This window comes from Streptomyces albiaxialis, from assembly GCF_039530985.1.
GTDB lineage: Bacteria > Actinomycetota > Actinomycetes > Streptomycetales > Streptomycetaceae > Streptomyces > Streptomyces albiaxialis.
Genome location: NZ_BAAAPE010000012.1, coordinates 133,230 through 150,359 on the forward strand (window position 1 = coordinate 133,230; position 17,130 = coordinate 150,359).

Sequence of the window (17,130 nt, forward strand, 5' to 3'; positions counted from 1 at the left end):
CCGCTTGCGGTTCCGGTTCGTGTCCGAGTCGTCATGCGGGGAGCGTTCTGCGGTCCAGACCTTCCGTCAATAGGTCTGGACCAAATCACTCCTCGTACGCCCGCAGCACCTCGGCGATCCAGGTCTCGGCGGCGCCCTTGTCCAGCCCGAGGCCCGTCAACGGCCCCGGCACCTCGGCCTCGTGCTCCAGGAGAGCGAGCAGAAGGTGCTCGGTGCCGATGTAGTTGTGCCCGAGGCGGAGGGCCTCGCGGAAGGTGAGTTCGAGGACCTTGCGGGACGCCGCGTCGTACGGGATCACCTCCGGGACCTCGTCGGCGGGCGGGGCCAGCGCCGCCGTGACGGCCTCGCGGACCGCGTCGAGGGTGACGCCCTGCGCGCCGATCGCCTTCGCGGCGAGCGCCTCGGGCTCGTCGAGCAGGCCCAGCGCGAGATGGAGCGGGGCGACTTCGGGGTTACGAGCGGACTGCGCCTCGGTGTGCGCGGCCATCACCACCTTGCGGGTACGGGGCGTGAACCGGTTGAAGCCCTGGCTCGGGTCGGCGGGGTCGAGGGGCGGCAGGTCCTTCGGGACGAACCGCTTCTGGGCGGCCTGCCGGGTGACGCCCATACTCTTCCCGATGTCCGTCCAGGAGGCCCCGGAACGGCGGGCCTGGTCGACGAAGTGGCCGATCAGGTGGTCGGCCACGTCGTCCAGGTGGTCGGCGGCGATGACGGCGTCGGAGAGCTGGTCGAGCGCGTCGGAGTGTGCCTTCTTGATGGCCTCGATGAGGTCGTCGAGGCGGATCTGGGGCTGCCGTGACTGCGTCATACGTCAACCTTAGGTTGACGCATCAGGGAGCGTCAACCCTCGGTTGACACCCCGGGCGAATCGCGGAGGTAGCGGAGCACCGCGAGCACGCGCCGGTGCTCCTGGGCCGTGCGCGGCAGCGCGAACTTGTCGAAGATCGTGGCCACATGCTTCTCCACGGCCCGCTGCGAGATCTCCATCCGCGCGGCGATGGCCGTGTTCGTCAGGCCCGACGCCATCAGCTCCAGCGTCTCCCGCTCGCGCGGCGTGAGCGCGTCCAGGCGCGGGGCCGCGGCACCGGACGCCCGGGCCGCGAAGAGCCGCGCGACCACGTCCGGGTCCAGGGCCGTGCCGCCCGCGACGACGCGGCGCAGCGCGTCCACGAAGTCGTCGACGTCCAGCACGCGGTCCTTGAGCAGATAGCCGATGCCCTCCGCGCCGTCCGCGAGCAGTGTGTCCGCGTAACGGGTCTCGATGTACTGGGAGAAGAGCAGCACGCCCGTGCCCGGGTGGCGGCGCCGGATCTCGGCGGCGGCCCGCAGCCCCTCGTCGCGGTGCGTGGGCGGCATCCGGATGTCGGCGACGACCGCGTCGGGACGGTGCTCGTCGACGGCCGCGAGCAGCGCGTCGGGATCGCCGACGGCGGCCACGACGTCCAGGTCGCGGTCGGTGAGCAGGCCGACGAGCCCCTCGCGTACGACGGCGGCGTCCTCGGCGATCACGATGCGCATCTGTCCTCTTCGGGAACGGGGACGGGTACGGGGACGGGGAGGCGGACGGTGGCGGTGGTCGGGCCGCCGGGCGGGCTGTCGAGGGTCAGCGTGCCGTCGATCGTACGGACGCGTTCCGCGAGACCGGCGAGGCCCGTTCCCCCGGCGGGGGACGCGCCGCCGGTGCCGTCGTCGCGCACGGTGAGGGTGAGCAGGCCGCTGTCCGGGGCGAGTTCGGCGTCGATCTCGACCGTGGCCGCGGAGGCGTGCCGGGCCGCGTTGGTGAGGAGTTCCGCCGCGCAGAAGTACGCAATCGTCTCGACGGCCTCGGGCGGGCGCGGGTGCGGCGGCAGTACGGTGCGCAGCCGCACGCGGGGCGGGGCGTGGACGGAGGCGGCGAGGGAGGCGAGGGCGGCGTCGAGCCCGTTGTCGAGGACGGGCGGGTGGATGCCGCGCACGAGGTCGCGCAGCTCCTCCAGCGCCGTACGGGCGTTCGCGAGGGAGGAGTCGACGAGCGCGCGGGCCTTCTCGGTGTCCGGTCCGTCCGGCTGTCCGGGCGAGAGGGCGGCGCCGGCGCGGGTCAGGCCCATGGCGACGGCCATCAGGCGGGCCTGCGCGCCGTCGTGCAGGTCGCGTTCGATCCGGCGGAGGGTGGCGGCCGCGTCCCGTACGGCCAGGGCGCGGGTCTCCTCCAGGTCGTGGATACGTCCGGCCATCCGCGCGCTCTCGTCGTCCTCGCGGGGACGGCCGAGGAGGGGGCGGGCGGTCACCCGTACGAGCGTGGTCAGGCGCCGTCCCAGCCAGGTCGCCGCCGCGAACAGCGCGGCGCCGCCCGCCGCGACGGCCAGCGCGCGCGGCAGCGTGTCCAGCGGGGCGCCGCCGGGGAGGCCGATGCCGTCGTGCCCGTCCTCGTGGACGGCGCGGAACCAGAGGGGGTAGGCGACGGCGGCCAGCGCGTACAGGCGGACGGGGACCTGGCAGACGAAGAGCAGCACGGTGAGGGGCGCGCTGAGCGCGGCGTACGCGGCCGCGCGCCACGAGGCGCGGTCGGTGACCGTGTCCCGTACGCGCGGGGGTGGGGGCGGCGGTTCGATCCGCTCCCCGAGGAACGTGCGGAGCAGGTGCCGGTGCAGGGCGTACAGGGGCCTTGCCCCTGAGAGGACGAGGGAGAGGAGGGGTGGTCCGACGCGCGTGACGCAAAGGGCGCCGGTGTACGCGAGCAGTGCGGCCAGGGGCAGGCCGAGGAGGGCGGGCACGAGCGCGAGCGGCGCGTAGGCGAGGCGTCTCATCTTCTCCGGCGGCTTTCCGAGTAAGCGACAAGTATCTCGCCCCGCCGCCCCCATTCCCGTACCCGGCATCTGAGCTTGCCCCTCAGGGGCACGACCCTGTGCCCAGCACAACCAAGCGGGGCTTGCCCCTCCAGGGGCGCGGGCTCCCGGGGGGGGAGGGCGAAGCAGGGCGGGCTCTAGGTTCGGTTGGCTCTTCGGAGGAGCAAGGGGGCGGGGGTCAGGGTCGAGGTCAGGATGAGGGCGGTCGTGGCGGCCGTCAGGGCCAGCCACGCTGGGCCGGAGAGCGCCGACAGGGCGAAGGACGTGGCCGTACCCAAGGTGCGGTCCAGCGCGAGAGCGACCAGCGCTCCGGAGCCGAAGCCCGCCACCGTCACCAGTGCCCCCTCCCACAGCAGGGCCCGGAGGATCTGGCCCGGCGACGTTCCCACGGCCCGCAGCAACGCGATCTCGCGGCCCCGTTCAGCCGTCAGCATGACCATCGTGTTGGCGGTGACGAGCGCCGCGAACCCGGCGTAGAGGGCCGTGGCGTAGAGGTCGATCCAGGACGGGTCGCCCGCCTGACCCGCCAGCGCCGCGAACTTGACCAGCGCGAACGCCACCATCAGCGCGACCGGCGCGATCGCCGAGGAGAGGCGGCGGGTGTGGGCACGGGCGTGGGAGACGGCGAGTTCGCCCTCGGCCCGGTCCCCCAGCAACCGCAGCACCAGTCCGCCCGCGCCCGCCGCGAGGCGGCCGAGCGCGGGCCCCGCGAGGCCGACCGCGACGAGGTACGCGAGGAGGACCAGCGGCAGTCGTTCGCCCGCCTCCTCCGCCGGCACCGACGCCGTCGCCGCCGTGAGCGCCGCCGCGCCGCCCAGCGCGAGGACCGCGCCCACCGCCCGTACGGGCCCGAGTCCGGTCCGTCCGCCCGACGCCGCCTCCCCCAGCGCCGCCGACGGCCGGGCGCGGGCCGCGCGGTGGGCCGCGATGACGCCGCCCACCTGCGAGGTCACGACCAGCACCGCCGCCGACACCAGCAGGGGCGGCCAGCCCGCCTCCACCGGGACGCCCCGGGGCAGCAGGCCGTGCCCGGCCATGCCCTCGCACCACACGCCCGCCAGCCCGCGGCCCAGCACGTAGCCGACGGGGAGCGCGGGCAGGGCGGTGAGCAGGGCCTCGACGGCGACCATGCGGCGCAGTTGCCAGGGCAGCGCGCCGACCGCGCGCAACAGGGCGTTCTCGCGCGCCCGTTGGGCCACGGCCAGGCCCATGACCTGGCCGATGACGAAGAACGACAGATAGACGGTGACGATCGTGAAGCCCGCGCCCATGCTCGTCAGCGCCTCGCGCCGCTCCGTGTCCAGCGCGGCGGCCGGTACGGCGGACGCCGTACGCCAGACCGTGACGGACGAGGTGACGACCGTCGAGGAGAGCACGAACACCGCGAAGACCCCGGCGAAGGCGGACGGGCGGGCCCGGACGGACGCGCGGGCGAGGCCGTTCCCCAGCGCGCTCATGCCGCCACCGCCGGGGCCGTCGCGCCGCCCAGGCGGCGCATACGACCGGCGATCTCCTCCACCGCGTCCGCCCCGTGAGGCACCGTCAGTTCGTCCGTGACCAGGCCGTCTTCGAGGAAGAGCACGCGGTCGGCCCATGCCGCGGCCACCGGGTCGTGGGTGACCATCAGCAGCGTCGCGCCCAGCTCCGTGACCGCGCCGCGCAGCAGCGCGAGGACGCCCGCCGCGGTGGCCGGGTCGAGCGCGCCGGTCGGCTCGTCGGCGCACACCACCTCGGGCTCGGTGATCAGCGCGCGGGCGAGCGCCACGCGCTGCTGCTGACCGCCGGAGAGCTGGGAGGGGCGGCTGGCGGCACGGTCGGCGAGGCCGACGCGGTCGAGCGCGGCGTGCGCCCGCGCGCGCAGCTCGCGGCCCCGCCGGGCACCGGCGAGGCGCAGCGGCAGCATGACGTTCTGCTCGGCGGTGAGTGTGGGCAGCAGGTTGAAGGACTGGAAGACGAAGCCGACGCGCGTGCGCCGCAGCCGCGTCAGCCGCCGCTCTCCCATCCGGGCCAGCTCCCGCCCGTCGAGCGCGACACTGCCCGACGTGGGCCGGTCCAGCCCCGCCGCGCACTGGAGCAGGGTGCTCTTGCCCGAGCCCGAGGGGCCCATCACGGCGGTGAACGTGCCGCGCCGCAGCGCCACGTCGATGCCGCGCAGCGCGTGCACGGCGGACGCGCCGCGCCCGTGCTGTCGGGTCACCCGGGTCATCGTGAGGGCCGCGCCGTCCGCGCCCACGCTCTCTGTTCGCATGCCCTCGACGCTACGAACGCGCAGGTCACGCGGCTATGGAGCGACCACCCCTGTCAGGGGTTCGGGTTTTCCGAACCTGGAACCGGGGCCCCGCGTCGCGCGTACGCCCGTACGTTCTCGCTCAGCGCGCCCTCCAGCGCGTCGAGCAGCGCCTCCGTCCGTGCCGCGACCGTCTCCGGGCCGTCGCCCGCCGCCGTACGGGCGCTGATCTCGCGGAGCGTGTGGGCGTGCGCCCAGCCGAGCAGCGAGGCGACGAGGCGCGGGTACGGGTCGTCGGGCGCGGCGTGCGTCTCCTCGGCGAGCCGGACGGCGAGCGCGTCGGTCATCTCGTCGGCCAGCCGCTCCAGCCGGGCGGTGAGGGTGGGCGCGGCGCGGACCATCGCGAGCCAGTTGCCGAAGCCGGGCGTGAGGCCGAGCGCGGGGTCCCTGCGCGCGGTCTCCTCGCGGAGGCGGGCGAAGACGGCGTCGGCGGCCGAGTGCCCGGGGGCGCGGTCGCGCACGATCCCGGCGAGGCGGGCGACGCTCGTCTCATGGGCGGGGAAGCAGAGGTCCTCCTTGGCCGGAAAGTAGTTGTAGACCGTGTTCACGGCGACGTCGGCCTCGCGGGCGACCTCGGCGACGGTCACCTTGTCGAAGCCGCGCTCCATGAAAAGGCGGGTGGCGACGTCCGAGACGTGCCGCCGGGTCTGCCGCTTCTTCCGCTCGCGCCTGCTCTCCTCCTCCACAGCCATGGGTGGAGTGTATCCCGCTCCAAAAATAGAGTGCGTTGCAATATTGCAGTGTGTTCTGCTTTTCTGGAGCGGCACCCGCCCCCACCCCCGTCCGGAGAGGACCCGTCCCCCATGCCCGTGATCAGCACCGTCGGCCTGCGCCGTACGTTCACCACCGCACAGGGCCCCGTCGAGGCCGTGCGCGGCCTCGACCTGACCGTCCGTACGGGCGAGATCCTCGGCTTCCTCGGGCCGAACGGCGCCGGGAAGACGACCACCCTGCGGATGCTCACCACGCTCCTCGCACCCAGCGGCGGGCAGGCCACGGTCGTCGGCCGCGACCTGCTGCGCGACCCCGGGGGCGTCCGGGCGCGGATCGGTTACGTCTCGCAGGCCGGCGGCATGGACCCGGGCTGCTCGGTGCGCGAGGAGCTGGTCACTCAGGGGCGGCTCTACCGGCTGCCGAAGGCCGAGGCGGCCGGGCGCGCCCGCGAGCTGGCCGCCGATCTCGCGCTGACCGAGCTGCTGGACCGGCCGACGGCCGCGCTCTCCGGCGGCCAGCGGCGGCGGCTGGAGATCGCCGCCGGGCTCGTGCACCGGCCCGAGGTGCTGTTCCTGGACGAGCCGACGACCGGGCTCGACCCCGGCAGCCGCGCCGACCTGTGGGACCTGGTGCGGCGCGTACGGGAGGAGCACGGGACGACCGTCTTCCTCACCACGCACTACCTCGACGAGGCCGACGCGCTCGCCGACCGCGTCGTGATCGTCGACCGGGGGGAGGTCGCGGCCGAGGGGACGCCGCGGGAGCTGAAGTCCGCGTACGCGGGCTCGGCGGACGCGAGCCTCCAGGACGCGTTCCTCGCCGTGACCGGGCGCTCCGCGCCCGCTCCGGCCGCGCCCGCCGCCGTCTGACCACCGTCCGGACCTCCAGAAAGCCTTCGCCATGCGTCAGTTCCTCGCCGACACCGCGCTCGTCTTCGGGCGCTGCGCCCGCGCGACCCTCCGCTCGAAGACCAACCTCTTCTTCGGGATGCTCCAGCCCCTGCTCTTCCTGCTCCTCTTCGGCCCGCTGCTGGACGGGCTGCCCACCGCCGAGGGCACCGGCGGCGGCACCTGGGACAGCCTGGTGCCCGGGCTGCTGGTCCAGCTCTCGCTGCTGGGCGGCTCGTACGTGGGCCTCGCGCTGCTCATGGAGCGGCGGCTCGGGGTGCTGGAGCGGCTCCAGGTCACGCCCGTCAGCCGGTTCGCGCTGCTGTTCGGGCGCGTGCTGCGGGACGTCGTCCAGCTCACCGCGCAGTCGGTGCTGCTGGTGCTGCTCGGGCTGGCGTTCGGGCTGCGCGCGCCGCTCGCGGGCGTGCTGCTGGGCCTCGTGTTCGCGGCGCTGCTCTCGGCGGGCCTCTCGGCGCTCTCGTACGGGCTCGGGATGCGGACGGAGAGCATGCCCGCGTTCTCGGCCGTCGCCAACACGACCGTGATGCCCGCGATGCTGCTGTCCGGGGTGCTGCTGCCGATGTCGCTCGCGCCGGGCTGGCTCGACGGGATCTCGCACGCGGTGCCGTTCCGGTACACCGTGGACGCCGTACGGGACGTGTTCGCCGGGCACTACGCGACGGGCGCGGTCGTGGCCGGGGCCGCCGTCTCGCTGGCGCTGGCGGTGCTCGCGCTCGCGGCGGGCACGAGGACCTTCCGGCCGAAGACTTGACTTGAAGTGAAGTTCAAGTACGAGCGTAGGGGACACACGGACGGCGCGGCCCCGGTCGCCCCGTCACCGTCCCATTCTGCCGGGAGGCACCCATGCACGCCGTCGTCCTGCACGCCTTCGGTCCCGCCGAGAACCTCCGTTACGAGACCCTGCCCGACCCCGAGCCCGGCCCCGGCCAGGTGCGGATCGCCGTGCGCGCGGCGGGAGTCCACGCCATCGAGCCGGTGATGCGCGCCGCCGTCGCGGACGCCGAGATGCCGCCGCTCCCCGAGCTGCCCGCCGTCCTCGGCGGCGAGGTCTCCGGCACCGTCGACGCGGTCGGCCCCGGCGTCGATCCCTCGTGGACCGGCCGCGACGTGGTCACCGCGCGCAGCACGCCCGGCGGTTACGCGGAGCTGACCGTCGCCGACGTCGACGGGCTCCACCCGGTGCCGGAAGGGCTGAGCCACGAGGCGGCCGTCGCCATGGTCGTCACCGGGAACACCACGCTCGACGTGCTCGACATCGCCGCGCCCACCGCCGACGACATCGTGCTCGTCAACTCGGCGGCGGGCGGCATCGGCCGCCTCGCCGTGCAGTACGCCACCGCGCTCGGCGCGACCGTGATCGGCGCCGCGGGCGGACCGGAGAAGGCCGCGGCCGTGCGCGGACTGGGCGCCCACCTCGCCGTCGACTACAACGAGCCGGGCTGGGACGGGACCGTCGCCGCGTGGCTGGCGGAGCACGCCGGAGGGCGCAAGGTGACGCTCGTGCTCGACGGCGTGGGCGGCGCGAAGAGCCGCGCGGCGTTCGGGCTGCTGGGCGAGGGCGGGCGGCATGTGACGTACGGCGCCATCTCCCGGGAGAAGTTCGCGCCGGACGAGGAGGAGCAGACGGCGCGCGGCGTGACCTGGACCGACGCCCTGGAGGTCATGTTCTCCCGGCACACCGACGGCACCACGGGCACCGACTTCTCGGCCCTCGCGCTGAAGGAGGCGGCGGCGGGGCGGCTGGTGCCCGCCGTGCAGACGTTCCCGCTGGAGCGGGCCGCCGAGGCGCACGTCGCGCTGGAGCGGCGCGAGACGACGGGCAAGGTCGTACTGGTGCCCCAGGGGTGACTTCGGGCTCCGGCGCCCCGCGCCGTGGTGTCGCGGCGGATTCCCCGGTACGGGCTCCTAGGCTACGGACCGAAGTGGCTTTTCATCGCTTTCGTCCGTTTTCCTGGAAGAAAGGGGGAGACGACAGATGACTGCCGTCTCTTACACCGCCCGCGCCGCCGCCCTCGTCGCGGCCGGTCTGCTGGCCGGCTCCGGCGTCGCCGCCGCCGCGCCCGCCGCGCACTCCGCGGACACCGCCCCGGCCGCCGCCCCCGCGAAGCCGTACGGCGTCGTCACCGCGAGCAGCCTCAACATCCGCCAGTACCCCAGCACGGACTCCTCCGCGAAGGGCGTACTGAAGAAGGGCGCGCAGGTCGGCCTGGACTGCAAGGTCCACGCGCAGTACGTCAGCGGGAACACCTACTGGTACAAGCTGCGCGGCATCGAGCGCTGGGTCTCCGCCCGCTGGGTGGACAACATCGGCTCCGTCCCGCTGTGCAAGGACAAGTTCCCGACCCGCATGAACCACAGCGACGCCTCGCGCAACGCGATGGGCTGACCCCGCCGCCGTCCACGCGCGACAGGGCCCCGGGCACCCCGCCCGGGGCCCTTCCGCGCGCCGGACTCACCCCGCCGGACTCACCCCGCCGGGCTCACCCCGCCGGGGTTCCGGCGATCGGGCTCAGATGGAGCGCGGCGATCTGCCATGCGCCCGTCGCCCGCGTCAGGTACTGGGTCACCCGGAAGTGCCCGTCGACGTCCCGCCCGTCGTACGTGGACTGCTGGCTCTGCACCCCGAGCGCCACCGCCCCGTCCCCGTACCGCCGGAACTCCACGTCCTCCCAGGCGAACGCGTCGTGGACGAGCGCCCCCGAGTCGTAGCGCTCCAGCCACTGCTCCCTGTCGACGAGGAAGCCGCGCGGGCCCACGGCCCGGAAGTCCTCGGCCAGCAGGGCGCCCAGGGCCGCGGTGTCCCGCTCCCGCTCGGCCCTGGCCCACCGCTGTCCGAACTCCACCAGTTCATCCCTTTCGGTGGCCATCTGCGCGCCTCCCCTATGTCGTTGGGCCCCGGCCCGGCCCCCCGGCCCGGCACACCCACTCTCCCGGGAGGCGCTCCCCCGCCGCGTCCGGCGGGAGGAGCACCCGGCGGTACTCCCGGGGGCGCACGCCGCGCCCCGCCTGCTGCGCCGGGCGGAGCTGTGTCGCGTACGCGAGGCCGCGTGGCACACTGACCGCTCAAGTCCGAAGGAGCCCCCACATGCCGTCGGTCCCGGTCGTCCGCAGTCTGCGGCGGGTGGTCCGCGCCCGTGTCCCGCGTCCCGGAGTGGACCTCGCCCACCCCTCCCGTTCCCCCCTCGGCACCTCCGTGGTGCGCTGCGCCGCGTACGAGGACGGGGTGCGCAAACTGGGGGACCGCACGCCGGAGGAGGCCCTGCGGTACGTGCGCGACTCGTCGCACGCCTCCGCCTTCGTCTGGATCGGGCTGCACGAGCCGACGGAGGAGGAGTTCGCGCGGCTCACCGAGCTGTTCGGGCTGCACCCGCTGGCGGTGGAGAACGCGATCGAGGCCCATCAGCGGCCCAAGGTCGAGCGGTTCGAGTCGACGATGTTCGCGGTCTTCAAGACGGTGCGCTACGTCGAGCACGAGGAGCTGACCGCCACCTGCGAGGTCGTGGACACGGGCGAGATCACGGTGTTCGCCGGCACCGACTTCGTGATCACCGTGCGGCACGGCTCCCACGGCTCGCTGGGCCCGCTGCGCGAGACCCTGGAGCGCGACCCCGAGCAGTTGGCGCAGGGCCCGGCGGCGGTGCTGCACGCCATCGCCGACCATGTCGTCGACGACTACCTCGACGTCGTCGACTCCTTCCAGGACGACATCGACCTCCTGGAGAGCGAGGTGTTCTCGCCGAACGAGGAGAACACCCGGATCGGCGAGGTCGATACGGGCCGCATCTACCAGCTCAAGCGGGAACTGCTGGAGCTGAAGCGCGCGGTGGGGCCGCTCGCGCGCCCCCTGGAGGCACTCTCCGCGCAGCCGAACCGGCTGATCGACGCCGAGATCCGCAAGTACTTCCGCGACGTCCACGACCATCTCACCCGCGCCGTCGAGCAGATCGCCGGCTTCGACGCCCTCCTCGACTCCATACTCCAGGCCAACCTCGCCCAGGTGACCGCCGCGCAGAACGACGGGATGCGCAGGGTCAGCGCCTGGGTCGCGATCGTCGCCGTCCCGACGATGGTGTGCGGGGTCTACGGGATGAACTTCGACCACATGCCCGAGCTGCACTGGCCGTTCATGTACCCGGCGGTCCTGGTGACGATCGTGGTGACGTGCGTGCTGATGTACCGCGCGTTCCGCCGCAACGGCTGGCTCTAGGGCTGGCTCTAGGGCTGACCGCCCCTGCCGCTCTGGCCCTCCGCGAGTTCGCGCGCCCGCTCCGGGGTGACGTACGCGTCCGTCGCCTCCATGTCGCGCAGGGTGGCGGGGCGGCGCGAGAGGAAGCCCGTGCGCAGGAAGTCGTCGCCGGTGAGGGCGTTGAGGCCCCAGTTCGCGACCGTACGGAAACGGGCCGTGAACGTGCGCAGGGCCAGCAGGTGGTAGGCCCGGGTCACCGCCTGCGCGGGCAGCCCCGACATCTCGAAGCCCAGCGGGCGCGCCACCGCGTCCGTGCCGCCGAGGTCGACGACGAGCCCGAGGTCCTTGTGCCGGTACGGGGTCGTCGCCATGCCGCGCAGCGCGGCGATCAGGTTCCGCGCGGCGTGCTGGCCCTGCCGGGAGGCGTGCTGCGCGGTGGGCGGGCAGACGGCGCCGTCGCCCTTGGCCAGGTCCGGCACGGCCGCCGCGTCGCCGAGCGCGAGGACGCCCTCGCAACCGGGCACCGTCAGATCGGAGTTGACGATCAGCCGCCCCTTCCACGTCTCCGCGTCGAGCGTGCCGATGAGCGGGCTGGCGGCGACGCCCGCCGTCCAGATGAGTGTGCGGGAGGGCAGCACCCGGTTGTCGGTCAGCGTGATGGTGTCCTCCTCGGCCTTGGCGACCGAGACGCCGAGCGAGACATGCGTGCCCCGCGACTGGAGGATCTTCATCGCGCGCCGCCCGAGCTTGTCGCCCAGCTCCGGCATGAGCTTCGGCGCGACATCGAGCAGATGCCACTTGACCTGCGTCGGGTCGAGGCGCGGATAGCGCTTGGCCGCCGCGTTGGTGAGCCGCTGGAGGCAGGCGACGGTCTCCGTGCCCGCGTAGCCGCCGCCGACGACCACGAACTGGAGCCGTCCCTCGCGCTCCTTCTCGTCGTGGCTGGCGCAGGCGAGGTCGAGCTGGGCGATGACGTGGTCACGGACGTATGCCGCCTCGGCGAGGGTCTTCATGCCGCGCGCGTGCTCGTCGAGCCCCGGGATGTCGAAACTGCGGGTCACGCTGCCGGGGGTGAGGACCAGCTTGTCGTAGCGCCGGTTGACCAGCTCTCCGGAGATCAGCCGGATCACGCAGACCCGGTCGCGGGTGTCGATGCCGACGACCATGCCGGGGACGATGCCGGTTCTGCGCAGCACCCGGCGCAGCGGCGGCGCCACCGACTGCGGCGTGAGGACACCGGCGGCGACCTGGGGGAGCAGCGGCAGATACAGCTCGTAGCTGGCCGGGGTGACCAGCGAGATCTCCGCCTCGTGGGGCTGGAGGCCGCGTTCCAGGCCGCGGGCGCACTCGACGCCCGCGAAGCCGCCGCCCACGATCAGGATCTTGGTCCGTTCCATACGAAAAGGCTCGCACGGGGCATATCACCCCGCCACTGCGCGCTGCGGGCGTCCACGTACGGTGATCCGCTGCTCGCCGCCGCGCGCGACGTGCCGCATCTGGAGCGAGCCGCACCAGCAGCGGGTCCACCGGGTGGCGCCGTCGCCGGTGGGGTGCTCGGAGACGATCTGCGCGGGCTCGTCGTCGGGCCAACCGCAGTACGGGCACGAGGACATGGGGAAGCGCTCCTTCCATCAGAGGGACGGGGGCCGTCCCTGCCAGCGTGGGCGCCGAAACCGTGAATTTCCAGGTTCGCTTTCTGCTCGGAATCGTGCACGATGACTTCATGATTGACCTGCGACGCCTGACCGTGCTCCGGGCCGTCGACCGGTACGGCACCGTGACCGCCGCCGCCGAGGCCGTCCACATGACGCCGTCGGCCGCCTCGCAGCAGGTGCGGCGCCTCTCGGCCGAGCTGGGCGTCGAGCTGCTCGAACCCGTCGGACGGCGCGTCCGCCTCACACCCGCCGCGCGCGGGCTGCTGCGGCACGCCGACCACATCGAGAGCTACTGGCAGCGGGCCGAGGGCGAGCTGCACGCCGCCCAGTCGGCCGCGCCGAGCGGCGTCCTGCGGCTCGCCGGGTTCCCCACGGCGGCCGGCACACTCCTCGCGCCCCTCGCCGCCCGCCTGCACGCCACGTATCCCGAACTCACCGTCGAGATCCGCGAGGCCGAGCCGCCCGACTGCTACGACCTGCTCTTCTCCGGGGACGCGGACCTCGGCGTCGTCGAGTCCACGCCGAGCAACCCCCCGCAGGGCGACGTCCGTTTCGATCACGCGCCGCTCTTCGACGATCCCTACGACGTCCTCACGCACGAGGACCACCCGTGCGCGCACCGGGACACCGTCGCGTTCGGCGACCTCGCCGACGAGGGCTGGATCGTCAGCATGCCGGGCATGTCGGCCCGCCAGCTCGAACTCGCGGCGTGCAGCGCGGCGGGCTTCACGCCGAGGATCGTCCACCAGGCGTGCGACTTCGCCCTCCGCGCCAGCCTCGTCGCCCACGGGCTCGGCATCGCCCTCGTCCCCCGCCTGATCGGCGTCCCCGACAACCTCCCGGTCACCAGAACCCCCCTGGCGGGCACCCCCCGCCCCACCCGCCGCCTCCTCAGCGTCGTCCGCGCGGGCAGCCAGACCCACCCGGCGATCGCCGTGGCCCTGGCGGCCCTGAGCGAGCGGGAGGACCCGACGTGGAGCTGACGGTACGGAGGCGCCGGGGCGTACGGACTGGTACCTCCTGGTCGAGAAGGTGACGGGCACGCTCGCGCGGACCGTCTCGCGCGGCTGAGACCTCTCGCGCGGCTGACACGCGAAACGCGCGCGGTGTCCCGATCCCCACGGCCCCGGCGGATCCGGACGACCACGCGCGTCCCGGCGTACGGGCGCTACGCGCCCACGCGGCCGCCGTCCTTCGGCCAGACCGCGACGACCGACGGGCGCACGTACGTGCCCGGGCCGTCGGGCCAGGTCGAGGCCGGCTTCTCGACGCTCGCGCCGTCGACCTCGCCCGGGTGCTGGACGGCGACCAGCACGCGCCGTTCCTGGACCAGCGGGCCGCAGGTCTCCGCGCCCGTCGGCACCGTCAGGAACTGGCGGACCTGTCCTCGTCGCTTCCCCTCCGTAGCGACGCCGAACAGGCCGTCATGGGAGCCCAGTTCGTTCCCGTCCGTGGAGATCCACAGGTTCCCGTACGGGTCGAAGGTCACATTGTCCGGGCACGAGATCGGGCTGACCTGGTCCTTCGGGAAGCCGCCGAAGTACGTGCCGGGGTCCTCCGGGTCGCCGCAGACCAGGAAGAGCCGCCAGCGGAAGCGCGTCGAACGCCCGTCGTCGCCGTGCTCGGCCAGCTCCAGGACCTGCCCGTGCTTGTTGCCCTTGCGCGGGTTGGCCTCGTCGGGGCCCGCCTTGCCGTCCTTGCCGCGGTCGGTGTTGTTCGTCAGCGCGACGTACACCCGGCCGGTGCGCGGGCTCGGCTCGACGTCCTCGGGGCGGTCCATCTTCGTCGCGCCGACCTTGTCGCCCGCGAGCCGCGTGAAGACGTAGACCTCCTCGGCGGTCATGCCCGGCACGAACGACTTGTCGCCGCTCGCCAGGGGGATCCACTCGCCCCTGCCGTCGAACTCGCCGTCCTCCGGGAGCTTCCCGGTGCCGTCGATCTCGCTCTCGGGGCTGTCGCCGGTCAGCTTCGCGACGTACAGCGTGCCCTCGTCCAGCAGCGACATGTTGTGCTCGCGCGAGGCGGCGCTGTGGCCGCGCATCATCTTTTTCTTCGAGACGAACTTGTAGAAGTAGTCGAAGCGCTCGTCGTCGCCCATGTAGACCACCGCGCGGCCGTCCGGGGTGAGCCGGGCCTGCGCCGCCTCGTGCTTGAAGCGGCCCAGCGCGGTGTGCTTGCGGGGCGTGGAGTGCGGGTCGTACGGGTCGATCTCGACGACCCAGCCGAAGCGGTGCGGCTCGTTCGGCTCCTCGGCCACATCGAAGCGCTCGTCGTACTTCTCCCACTGCCGCTCGCTGGCGCCGCCGGAGAGCCCGTACCGCTTGAGGGTCTTCGCTCGCCCGGGGTCGGTGACCTTCTCGGCGTTGGCGAAGTACTGGTTGAAGTTCTCCTCGCCCGACAGGATCGTGCCCCACGGGGTGGTGCCGCCCGCGCAGTTGTTGAGGGTGCCCAGGACCTTACGGCCGCTCGGGTCCGCCTTCGTGCGCAGCAGCTCACTGCCCGCCACCGGGCCCGTGACGCGGAACGGCGTGGTGGCCGTGATCCGCCGGTTCAGGTGGTGGCGGCGTACGGGCGTGAGCGCGCCCGAGGTCCGCTTCTCCTCGACGGCGACGACCGACAGGCCGTGCGCGGCCCAGGCGATCTCGACCTGCTCGCGGGTCGGCTTCTTCGGGTCGTAGCCCGCGAACATCAGCTCCTCGTTGGTGTACTCGTGATTGGCCACGAGGAGCTGGCGGCCGTGCTCGGAGCGGCCGTGACCGGGGTCGAGCGGCATCAGCATGAGGAAGTCGTTGTTGTAACCGAACTGCCCCGCCTGCGCCTTCGCGCTCTGCTTCGCCGGGTCGAACTCGGGCGCGCCGCGCAGGATGGGCTCGCCCCAGCGGATGACGACGCCCTGCGCGTAGCCCTCGGGCACCGTGACCCTGTCCGTGGTGTTCGGCTCCACGGGCGTGAAGCGGAGGCCCTTCGCGGGCTTCCCGTGCCTGCCGCCGTGCTTCGCGGCCTCCGCCGCGGGCGCGGCGGCGGCGGGCGTCGCGCCGGGGCCGCCGCCGAGCGCGGCGCCCGCGGCCACGGTCGCACCGACGACGGCGCCCGCGCGCAGCACGGAGCGGCGCGAGAGGGCACGGGCGATGACGTCGCCCACGTACTCGTTGTCGCTGGTGTTGGGGACCTCGTGGAAGCACGCGTCACCGCACCGGTAGCGACAGGTCATGGCTGATCTCCCACCGGGGTGCGAGGGCAGCAGGGGCAGCAGTTCAGGCATGGGATGTCCCTCCGGATTCCGAACGTCGGCCGCGAAGCGTGACGCTATGGGCGAAGATCCGCCGCCGGGCGTCGGCGGAGTGAACTACGGGTGAATCCGCGCGCGTGTCACACGCCGACGCGCACCCGGAATGCCCGGAATCGGATATCCCGCGACCATGACCCACCCCTCCCTGCTGCACCTGGCCGCGCCCGGTCTGAAGATCGACTGGACGAAGATGCCCACCTACAACACGCTCATGTCGGTCGCCGCGGGAGCCGGGCTGCTGCTCGTCGTCGCGCTCGGCCGCCAGCTCCTCGCCCGCGAACGCAAGATCGTCCCCGAGAGCTGGGCGCTCGCGTTCGGCGCGCTCGGCTTCACGCTCACCGTCACCGGGCTCCATATGACGCTCACCTGGCCGCTCGCCGGGCAGGGCTTCCCGTTCGACAACATCGTCTTCGGCGAGCCGGCCCTCGCCTTCGGCGTCTTCCTCTCCGCCGCCGCCTTCTTCCTCTGGAAGCGCGGCGACGCCCTCGCCGAGGGCCCCGAACGCCCCGCCCGCGTCGCCCTCCTCGCCGGACCCCTCTCCCTCTTCGTCCTCGGGATGGGCCTCGCCTGCTTCGGCATCGCGGCGGCGGGCTGGAAGTACACGCTGTTCGCCGCGCCGCCGGAGGAGCCGATCTCCGGCGAGTTCGCCGACCACCCCATGCTGGAGGCGAGCTTCATGTCGTCGCTCTACGTGCTCGTAGGGATCGGCGCGCTCCTCTTCCCGCTCGCGCTGCGCAAGCCGAGCAGCCGCCCCCTCGTCCTCACGGTCGGCGTGGCCTGGACCCTCTCCGGCCTCGCCTTCCTCCTCTTCGGCGGCCTCAACTACTTCACGCACATCGGCCTCATCGTCAACACGATGTGAGTCCGCCCTCACCGGCCCCGCGCGCCTCCCCGGCCGCCTCCCGGATGGTGTCCGGCAGCCACTCGGGGGCGAGCGGGGTCGTCGCGTACTCCCGCGCGCACGGCAGGCAGGCGTACGCGCTTCCACCCGGCCCCGATCCCGTCTCGATGATCGCGATCAGCGCCCGCCGCGTCACACGCAGCCCACAACGGCAACACTCTCCCGGGTTCATCAGCAGAAACATTGCCTCACCCCGCTTGCCCGAACGGTCCTCACAAGAGTCCCGGTTGAGCTGCCGCACGCGCTCTCTCAGCGCCTCGTGCTCGTCTTGGGGGCGGGGCTGGTCGTTGTTGTCGCCTTCGCGAACGGAGGTGGCCATCTCTCTCTCCTTCATGGCCAGTTGCTCTGTGCCACCACCGATGCTG

The 17,130-nt window shown here is 73.4% G+C and carries 18 protein-coding genes; 7 read left to right on the plus strand and 11 right to left on the minus strand.

The features are described 5' to 3' along the window. Positions 1–85: 85 nt before the first annotated feature. From ABD343_RS22895 to ABD343_RS22920, 6 genes are all read right to left on the minus strand, one after another. A complete protein-coding gene (locus tag ABD343_RS22895) occupies positions 86–808 on the minus strand; it encodes a Clp protease N-terminal domain-containing protein (RefSeq protein WP_344531166.1) in 723 nt (240 codons plus the stop codon). A 32-nt stretch (positions 809–840) separates the two neighbouring features. Continuing rightward, positions 841–1,518 carry a response regulator transcription factor gene (locus ABD343_RS22900; RefSeq protein WP_344531168.1) on the minus strand — a complete coding sequence of 226 codons (678 nt, stop codon included), beginning with the start codon at positions 1,516–1,518 and terminating at the stop codon, positions 841–843. Then, the gene (locus ABD343_RS22905; protein ID WP_344531170.1) at positions 1,506–2,786 is read right to left on the minus strand and encodes a sensor histidine kinase; all 1,281 of its coding nucleotides are present in this window, start codon (positions 2,784–2,786) and stop codon (positions 1,506–1,508) included. The genes ABD343_RS22900 and ABD343_RS22905 overlap by 13 nt, the downstream gene beginning before the upstream one ends. Before the next feature lie 176 nt (positions 2,787–2,962). Then, positions 2,963–4,282, minus strand: a complete 1,320-nt coding sequence (locus ABD343_RS22910) for an FtsX-like permease family protein (RefSeq protein ID WP_344531172.1) — start codon at positions 4,280–4,282, stop codon at positions 2,963–2,965. After that, the gene (locus tag ABD343_RS22915) at positions 4,279–5,073 is read right to left on the minus strand and encodes an ABC transporter ATP-binding protein (protein WP_344531174.1); all 795 of its coding nucleotides are present in this window, start codon (positions 5,071–5,073) and stop codon (positions 4,279–4,281) included. Before ABD343_RS22915 ends, ABD343_RS22910 begins: the two co-directional genes overlap by 4 nt. Positions 5,074–5,126: 53 nt before the next feature. Next, entirely contained in the window at positions 5,127–5,804 is a 678-nt protein-coding gene (locus tag ABD343_RS22920; RefSeq protein WP_344531176.1) for a TetR/AcrR family transcriptional regulator, read from the minus strand. 111 nt (positions 5,805–5,915) lie between these two features. Between ABD343_RS22920 and ABD343_RS22925 the strand changes: the two genes are divergently transcribed. From ABD343_RS22925 to ABD343_RS22940, 4 genes are all read left to right on the plus strand, one after another. After that, the gene (locus ABD343_RS22925) at positions 5,916–6,695 is read left to right on the plus strand and encodes an ABC transporter ATP-binding protein (RefSeq protein ID WP_344531178.1); all 780 of its coding nucleotides are present in this window, start codon (positions 5,916–5,918) and stop codon (positions 6,693–6,695) included. Positions 6,696–6,726: 31 nt separating this feature from the next. Beyond that, on the plus strand, positions 6,727–7,485 hold the full coding sequence (locus tag ABD343_RS22930) for an ABC transporter permease (RefSeq protein WP_344531180.1): 759 nt from the start codon (positions 6,727–6,729) through the stop codon (positions 7,483–7,485). Positions 7,486–7,577: 92 nt separating this feature from the next. Then, on the plus strand, positions 7,578–8,582 hold the full coding sequence (locus ABD343_RS22935; protein ID WP_344531181.1) for a zinc-binding dehydrogenase: 1,005 nt from the start codon (positions 7,578–7,580) through the stop codon (positions 8,580–8,582). Positions 8,583–8,709: 127 nt separating this feature from the next. Continuing rightward, positions 8,710–9,120 carry an SH3 domain-containing protein gene (locus ABD343_RS22940; protein WP_344531182.1) on the plus strand — a complete coding sequence of 137 codons (411 nt, stop codon included), beginning with the start codon at positions 8,710–8,712 and terminating at the stop codon, positions 9,118–9,120. 94 nt (positions 9,121–9,214) lie between these two features. Here the strand turns inward: ABD343_RS22940 and ABD343_RS22945 are convergent, their stop codons facing one another. Next, positions 9,215–9,601, minus strand: coding sequence for a nuclear transport factor 2 family protein (locus tag ABD343_RS22945; protein WP_344531183.1), 387 nt, complete (start codon positions 9,599–9,601; stop codon positions 9,215–9,217). 218 nt (positions 9,602–9,819) lie between these two features. On the opposite strand from ABD343_RS22945, the gene ABD343_RS22950 reads away from it, so the two are divergent. Next, positions 9,820–10,941, plus strand: a complete 1,122-nt coding sequence (locus tag ABD343_RS22950) for a magnesium and cobalt transport protein CorA (RefSeq protein ID WP_344531184.1) — start codon at positions 9,820–9,822, stop codon at positions 10,939–10,941. An 8-nt stretch (positions 10,942–10,949) separates the two neighbouring features. On the opposite strand, the gene ABD343_RS22955 is transcribed toward ABD343_RS22950, so the two are convergent. Together ABD343_RS22955 and ABD343_RS22960 are read right to left on the minus strand one after the other, a co-directional pair. Beyond that, positions 10,950–12,317, minus strand: coding sequence for an NAD(P)/FAD-dependent oxidoreductase (locus ABD343_RS22955; RefSeq protein ID WP_344531185.1), 1,368 nt, complete (start codon positions 12,315–12,317; stop codon positions 10,950–10,952). 24 nt (positions 12,318–12,341) lie between these two features. After that, the gene (locus ABD343_RS22960; RefSeq protein WP_344531186.1) at positions 12,342–12,533 is read right to left on the minus strand and encodes a hypothetical protein; all 192 of its coding nucleotides are present in this window, start codon (positions 12,531–12,533) and stop codon (positions 12,342–12,344) included. Positions 12,534–12,643: 110 nt separating this feature from the next. Here ABD343_RS22960 and ABD343_RS22965 point away from each other — a divergent pair, with 110 nt between their 5' ends. Beyond that, positions 12,644–13,558, plus strand: coding sequence for a LysR family transcriptional regulator (locus ABD343_RS22965; protein ID WP_344531187.1), 915 nt, complete (start codon positions 12,644–12,646; stop codon positions 13,556–13,558). 185 nt (positions 13,559–13,743) lie between these two features. Here the strand turns inward: ABD343_RS22965 and ABD343_RS22970 are convergent, their stop codons facing one another. Then, a complete protein-coding gene (locus tag ABD343_RS22970) occupies positions 13,744–15,837 on the minus strand; it encodes a PhoX family protein (protein ID WP_344531188.1) in 2,094 nt (697 codons plus the stop codon). Positions 15,838–15,994: 157 nt separating this feature from the next. Between ABD343_RS22970 and ABD343_RS22975 the strand changes: the two genes are divergently transcribed. Beyond that, positions 15,995–16,726: a DUF981 domain-containing protein gene (locus ABD343_RS22975; RefSeq protein WP_344531189.1), complete on the plus strand. Its 732-nt coding sequence runs from the start codon at positions 15,995–15,997 to the stop codon at positions 16,724–16,726. On the opposite strand, the gene ABD343_RS22980 is transcribed toward ABD343_RS22975, so the two are convergent. Next, complete coding sequence (locus ABD343_RS22980) at positions 16,713–17,084, minus strand: hypothetical protein (protein ID WP_344531190.1); 372 nt, start codon at positions 17,082–17,084, stop codon at positions 16,713–16,715. The genes ABD343_RS22975 and ABD343_RS22980 overlap by 14 nt on opposite strands. Positions 17,085–17,130 lie beyond the last annotated feature (46 nt).

Bases quoted from the DNA above. Each gene is read 5' to 3' on its own strand.
- ABD343_RS22950 (WP_344531184.1), top strand. From the start codon at position 9,820: ATGCCGTCGGTCCCGGTCGTCCGCAGTCTGCGGCGGGTGGTCCGCGCC.
- ABD343_RS22945 (WP_344531183.1), bottom strand. From the start codon at position 9,601: ATGGCCACCGAAAGGGATGAACTGGTGGAGTTCGGACAGCGGTGGGCC.
- ABD343_RS22930 (WP_344531180.1), top strand. From the start codon at position 6,727: ATGCGTCAGTTCCTCGCCGACACCGCGCTCGTCTTCGGGCGCTGCGCC.
- ABD343_RS22940 (WP_344531182.1), top strand. From the start codon at position 8,710: ATGACTGCCGTCTCTTACACCGCCCGCGCCGCCGCCCTCGTCGCGGCC.
- ABD343_RS22955 (WP_344531185.1), bottom strand. From the start codon at position 12,317: ATGGAACGGACCAAGATCCTGATCGTGGGCGGCGGCTTCGCGGGCGTC.
- ABD343_RS22925 (WP_344531178.1), top strand. From the start codon at position 5,916: ATGCCCGTGATCAGCACCGTCGGCCTGCGCCGTACGTTCACCACCGCA.
- ABD343_RS22895 (WP_344531166.1), bottom strand. From the start codon at position 808: ATGACGCAGTCACGGCAGCCCCAGATCCGCCTCGACGACCTCATCGAG.
- ABD343_RS22980 (WP_344531190.1), bottom strand. From the start codon at position 17,084: ATGGCCACCTCCGTTCGCGAAGGCGACAACAACGACCAGCCCCGCCCC.
- ABD343_RS22915 (WP_344531174.1), bottom strand. From the start codon at position 5,073: ATGCGAACAGAGAGCGTGGGCGCGGACGGCGCGGCCCTCACGATGACC.
- ABD343_RS22905 (WP_344531170.1), bottom strand. From the start codon at position 2,786: ATGAGACGCCTCGCCTACGCGCCGCTCGCGCTCGTGCCCGCCCTCCTC.
- ABD343_RS22910 (WP_344531172.1), bottom strand. From the start codon at position 4,282: ATGAGCGCGCTGGGGAACGGCCTCGCCCGCGCGTCCGTCCGGGCCCGC.
- ABD343_RS22900 (WP_344531168.1), bottom strand. From the start codon at position 1,518: ATGCGCATCGTGATCGCCGAGGACGCCGCCGTCGTACGCGAGGGGCTC.
- ABD343_RS22960 (WP_344531186.1), bottom strand. From the start codon at position 12,533: ATGTCCTCGTGCCCGTACTGCGGTTGGCCCGACGACGAGCCCGCGCAG.
- ABD343_RS22935 (WP_344531181.1), top strand. From the start codon at position 7,578: ATGCACGCCGTCGTCCTGCACGCCTTCGGTCCCGCCGAGAACCTCCGT.
- ABD343_RS22975 (WP_344531189.1), top strand. From the start codon at position 15,995: ATGACCCACCCCTCCCTGCTGCACCTGGCCGCGCCCGGTCTGAAGATC.
- ABD343_RS22970 (WP_344531188.1), bottom strand. From the start codon at position 15,837: ATGCCTGAACTGCTGCCCCTGCTGCCCTCGCACCCCGGTGGGAGATCA.
- ABD343_RS22920 (WP_344531176.1), bottom strand. From the start codon at position 5,804: ATGGCTGTGGAGGAGGAGAGCAGGCGCGAGCGGAAGAAGCGGCAGACC.
- ABD343_RS22965 (WP_344531187.1), top strand. From the start codon at position 12,644: ATGATTGACCTGCGACGCCTGACCGTGCTCCGGGCCGTCGACCGGTAC.